Raw genomic sequence first — 3,997 nt, 5'->3', positions numbered from 1 at the left:
GTTCAGGTGCGGGGCCTGGGCGAGGATGTCCGCCTCAAGCTGCCGCAGCCGCGGGCCCGGGTCCACCCCGAGTTCGGTGACCAGGGTGTCGCGGGCCTGGCGCAGCGCGGCCAGTGCCTCGCCCTGGCGGCCGGACCGGTAGCGGGCCAGGGCCAGCAGCACCCAGGCGTCCTCGCGGAGCGGGTGTGCTTCGGCGTGGGTCCGCAGCTCGGTGGCAGCCTCGGCGGCCCGGCCCAGCGCCAGCAGCGACTCGGCCCGGCGCTCCACCGCCAGTGCCCGCAGTTCGTCCAGCCGGTTGATCTCCGCGCGGGCCCAGCCCTCGCCGGCGAACTCGGCGTACGCGGGGCCGCGCCACAGGGCGAGCGCGTCCGTCAGGCGGTCCAGCGCCGTACCGGCCTGGCCGGCGGCGAGCAGCCGGCCGGACGCGGCGACCGCGTCCTCGAACCGCCAGGCGTCGACCGAGTCCGGCGCGGCCCGCAGCGCGTAGCCGGGCGGGGCGGTGACCAGCATCCGGGCGGGTTGTCGGGGCCGCCGGTCGGGTTCCAGGGCGCGGCGCAGATCGGCGACGAACGTGCGGATCGCCGCCACCGCGCCGTCGGCGGGCTCCGCCCAGAGGTCACCAACGAGCCGCTCGACCGGCACCACCCGGCCCCGGGCGATCAGCAGTCGGGCCAGCACCGCACGCTGGCGGGGCCCCTTCAGCGGGACGGGGCCACCAGCGTCGACGGCGCGCACCGGCCCGAGCACGCCGAAGGCCACCCTGTCCGTCGCCGCCCCCGTCATGGCACCCAATCTAGGCGGGCGCCCGTGGCGAGGTGATCGCCCTGGTCGGCGGGCACGGCACTCATCCGCTGCTCATCCACCGCTGATTCCCACCGGTCACGCTCGACGGGTCCGGACGCCGGCGGCCCGCCGGCGACACCACACCTGAGATCTAGGCAGGCGCATCGTGAACCAGAGGATCCACGGATTCGACTACCGCCGCGTCACCGTCGCCGACGACGTCGCGCTCAACGTGGCCGTCGGCGGCTCCGGCAGCCCGATCGTGCTGCTGCACGGCTTCCCGCAGACCCACCTCATGTGGCGGCACGTCGCCGCCGACCTCGCCGCCGACCACACAGTGATCTGCCCCGACCTGCGGGGCTACGGCGACAGCGACAAGCCCACCGACCCCGACGGGACCGGGTACGCCAAGCGGACGATGGCCGCCGACGTCGTCGCGCTGGCCCGGGCCCTGGGCCACGAGCGCTTCGCCCTGGCCGGGCACGACCGGGGTGCCCTGGTCGCCATCCGCGCCGGTCTCGACCACCCGGCCACGGTCACCCACCTCGCCTCGCTCGACGTGCTGCCCACCCTGGACATGTGGGAGGTGATGCGGGGCACCAGCGCCGCCGTCGGCTTCCACCTCTACCTGATGGCCCAGCCGCCCGGCCTGCCCGAGCAGCTGATCGGCGCCAGCCCGGACGCCTTCTTCGGCCACTTCCTCGACATCTGGACGCGGGATCCGGAGGCCATCCCGGCGGAGGTGCGGGACGCGTACCTGGCGGCGTCCCGCGCGGCGGTTCCCTCGATCGTCGCCGACTACCGGGCGTCGGCCGGCATCGACGTGGCACACGACGAGGTCGACCGGGCGGCCGGCAACCGGCTGCGGATGCCGGCAACCGTGCTCCAGCAGGACTGGGGCGCGGCGCTGGGCTTCGACGCCGCCGGGCTGTGGCGGGCGTGGGCGGCGGACCTGGAGCACCGCACCGTCTCCTGCGGGCACTTCATGGCCGAGGAGGCGCCCGCCGAGGTCGTCGCCGCGCTGCGCGCCCTGCTGGCCCGGTAGCCGGCGCGGGCGGGTGTCGCGAGCCGGCCCGGCGCGGGGGGTGTCGCGGCGAGCCGGCCCGGCGCGAGCCGGCCCGGCGCGAGCCGGGTGTCGCGAAGAACCGGCGCCGGCGCGGGGCGGGTGTCGCGGCGAGCCGGCCCGCCGGGGCGGCAGCGGCGACGCCGCCCCGGTTACGGTGGCGGCGTGAGCGCGTCACTTCCCCTCGCCTCCGGCCGTGACGCCGATGTCTATCCGCTCGGCGACGGGCGGGGGCTGCGCCGCTACCGGCGCGGTGGTGACGTCCGGGACGAGGCGGCGGTGATGACGTATCTGCACCGGCTCGGCTATCCGGTCCCCGAGGTGTACCAGGCGGACGGGCCGGACCTGGTCATGCGCCGGCTGACCGGTCCGACCCTCGCCGCGGCGGCCGCCACGGGCAGCATCGACGTCCGGTCCGCCGGCCAAATCCTGGCCGACCTGCTGCAGCGGTTGCACGCGCTGCCCGCGCGGCGGTCCATCGACCCGGCGGACCGGATCCTGCACCTCGACCTGCACCCGGAGAACGTCATGCTGACTCCGGACGGCCCGGTGGTCGTCGACTGGCGGAACAGCGCCGAGGGGCCGCCCGGGCTGGACCTGGCCGTCACCGCGCTGATCGTCGGTGAGGTCGCCACCGATCCGGCCCACGACCTGACCGGGCCGGCCCGGGGCCTGCTCGGCGCGTACCTGGCCGAGGTCGGGCCGCTGGATCTGCTGGCGGAGGCGGTCGTCGTCCGGGCGCGGCTCGGTCCGTACGGCGCCGACCGGGTGGCCGAGGCGGCTGCCCTGGTCCGGGCCGGGGCGACCGGATGACCGGGCGGCTGGCCCAGCTCTGGCGGTACCCGGTCAAGTCGATGCTGGGCGAGCGGCTGACCGCGGCCGAGGTGACCGCGACGGGTGTGGCCGGCGACCGTGGGCTCGCCCTGGTGCACCGGGAGACCGGCCGGGTGGCCAGCGCGAAGCACCCGCGACACTGGCGGGGCCTGCTCACCCTCCGGGCGTCCGGCGCCGCGCCCGGGCCGGTCCGGATCATCCTCCCCGACGGGCGGACGGTGTCGAGCGTGGACGCCGAGGTGGACGAGGTGCTGTCCCGGGAACTCGGCGCGCCGGTGACGCTGACCGGCACGCCACCCGACGAGGCGGTGCTGGACCGGCCCCGGCCGGAGGCGGTGCTGGACGCCGGCGTCACCGCGGACGTGCCGGTGGACCTGAGCCCGCTCGGCACCGCCGCGCCGGGGACGTTCTTCGACTTCGCCCCGATCCACCTGGTCACCACCGCGACCCTGCGCCGGCTGGCCGCCGAGACCGCCGAACCCCGAGGCGGCGCCACCGGCCGGGACGGCGGCGGAACCACGGCCCGCTCGGCGCCGCGACCAGCGCACCGGACGACCCCGCTGGCGGCTCTCCCGGCCACCCGACCGGGGCACCGGACGACCGCGCCGGCGGCCTCCCCGGCCACTCGATCAGGGCACCGGACGACCGCGCCGGTGGCGAAGGGTCGGGCGACGGCTTCGAGCCGGTGCGCTACCGAGATGCGGGCCAGTGTTCCGCCCTTTAGGGCGGGGGTGAAGGCCGGCGCGGGAGGGTCGCCTAGGCTCGGGCGTGTTCTAAGTTGGCCTGTTCTGCTGCTCGATGTACTGGTGCAGAACGGTCAAGGGGGCACCGCCGACGGACCCGGCGAAGTACGAGGCGGACCACAGCCTGTTGGCCTGGTAGTAGTGGCGTACCAGGTCGGGGAACTCCTGTCGCATCCGTCGCGAGGACACACCCTTGAGACTGTTGACCAGCTTCGACAAGGCGACCTTCGGCGGGAAGTTGACCAGTAGGTGCACGTGCTCGCCCTCGCCGTTGAACTCGACCAGGTCGCACTCGAAGTCGGCGCATACCGCCCGCATGATTTCTTCTAGGCGGGTCAGGTGCTGGTCGGTGAACACCCTGTGCCGGAGCTTCGTCACGAAGACCAAGTGGGCGTGCAGGACGAAGACACAGTGTCTACCGGTGCGAACATCCAGGGGGCCAGCCATAGACCAAGGGTAGACTGTCCGATGTGCAGCTTCGTTACAACTTCCGCGTCTACCCGACGCCCGGCCAGCAGATCGAGCTGGCTCGGGCGTTCGGGTGCGCGCGGGTGGTGTTCAACGACGGGCTGCG

5 protein-coding genes and 1 pseudogene are annotated in these 3,997 nt (G+C 75.0%); 4 read left to right on the top strand and 2 right to left on the bottom strand.

Translation table 11 applies throughout. The features are described 5' to 3' along the window. The coding region (locus DLJ47_RS17800) for an AfsR/SARP family transcriptional regulator (RefSeq protein ID WP_146228113.1) at positions 1–783 on the bottom strand (783 nt) is incomplete at its 3' end. A 166-nt stretch (positions 784–949) separates the two neighbouring features. On the opposite strand from DLJ47_RS17800, the gene DLJ47_RS17795 reads away from it, so the two are divergent. The 3 genes and pseudogenes from DLJ47_RS17795 to DLJ47_RS37495 form a co-directional block, all read left to right on the top strand. Beyond that, positions 950–1,828, top strand: a complete 879-nt coding sequence (locus DLJ47_RS17795) for an alpha/beta fold hydrolase (protein ID WP_109901089.1) — start codon at positions 950–952, stop codon at positions 1,826–1,828. A 183-nt stretch (positions 1,829–2,011) separates the two neighbouring features. Next, on the top strand, positions 2,012–2,659 hold the full coding sequence (locus DLJ47_RS17790) for a phosphotransferase (RefSeq protein ID WP_109901088.1): 648 nt from the start codon (positions 2,012–2,014) through the stop codon (positions 2,657–2,659). After that, positions 2,656–2,802, top strand: a pseudogene (locus DLJ47_RS37495) (MOSC N-terminal beta barrel domain-containing protein); the annotation flags it as partial. The gene DLJ47_RS17790 and the pseudogene DLJ47_RS37495, both read left to right, overlap by 4 nt. Positions 2,803–3,453: 651 nt before the next feature. Here the strand turns inward: DLJ47_RS37495 and tnpA are convergent. Beyond that, a complete protein-coding gene (gene tnpA, locus DLJ47_RS17780; protein WP_109901086.1) occupies positions 3,454–3,870 on the bottom strand; it encodes an IS200/IS605 family transposase in 417 nt (138 codons plus the stop codon). 23 nt (positions 3,871–3,893) lie between these two features. Between tnpA and DLJ47_RS37895 the strand changes: the two genes are divergently transcribed. Continuing rightward, positions 3,894–3,997: helix-turn-helix domain-containing protein (locus DLJ47_RS37895; protein ID WP_146228112.1), on the top strand; the 104-nt coding region annotated here is incomplete at its 3' end.

It is taken from the genome of Micromonospora sp. S4605 (assembly GCF_003176715.1).
In the GTDB taxonomy this organism is placed as follows: domain Bacteria; phylum Actinomycetota; class Actinomycetes; order Mycobacteriales; family Micromonosporaceae; genus Micromonospora; species Micromonospora echinaurantiaca.
The sequence above is the reverse complement of the archived record's forward strand: the minus strand, read 5'-3'. Positions and strand labels throughout refer to the sequence as shown.

What these genes read in the sequence shown, in the direction of transcription:
- tnpA (WP_109901086.1), bottom strand. Translation starts at nt 3,870, where the DNA reads ATGGCTGGCCCCCTGGATGTTCGCACCGGTAGACACTGTGTCTTCGTC.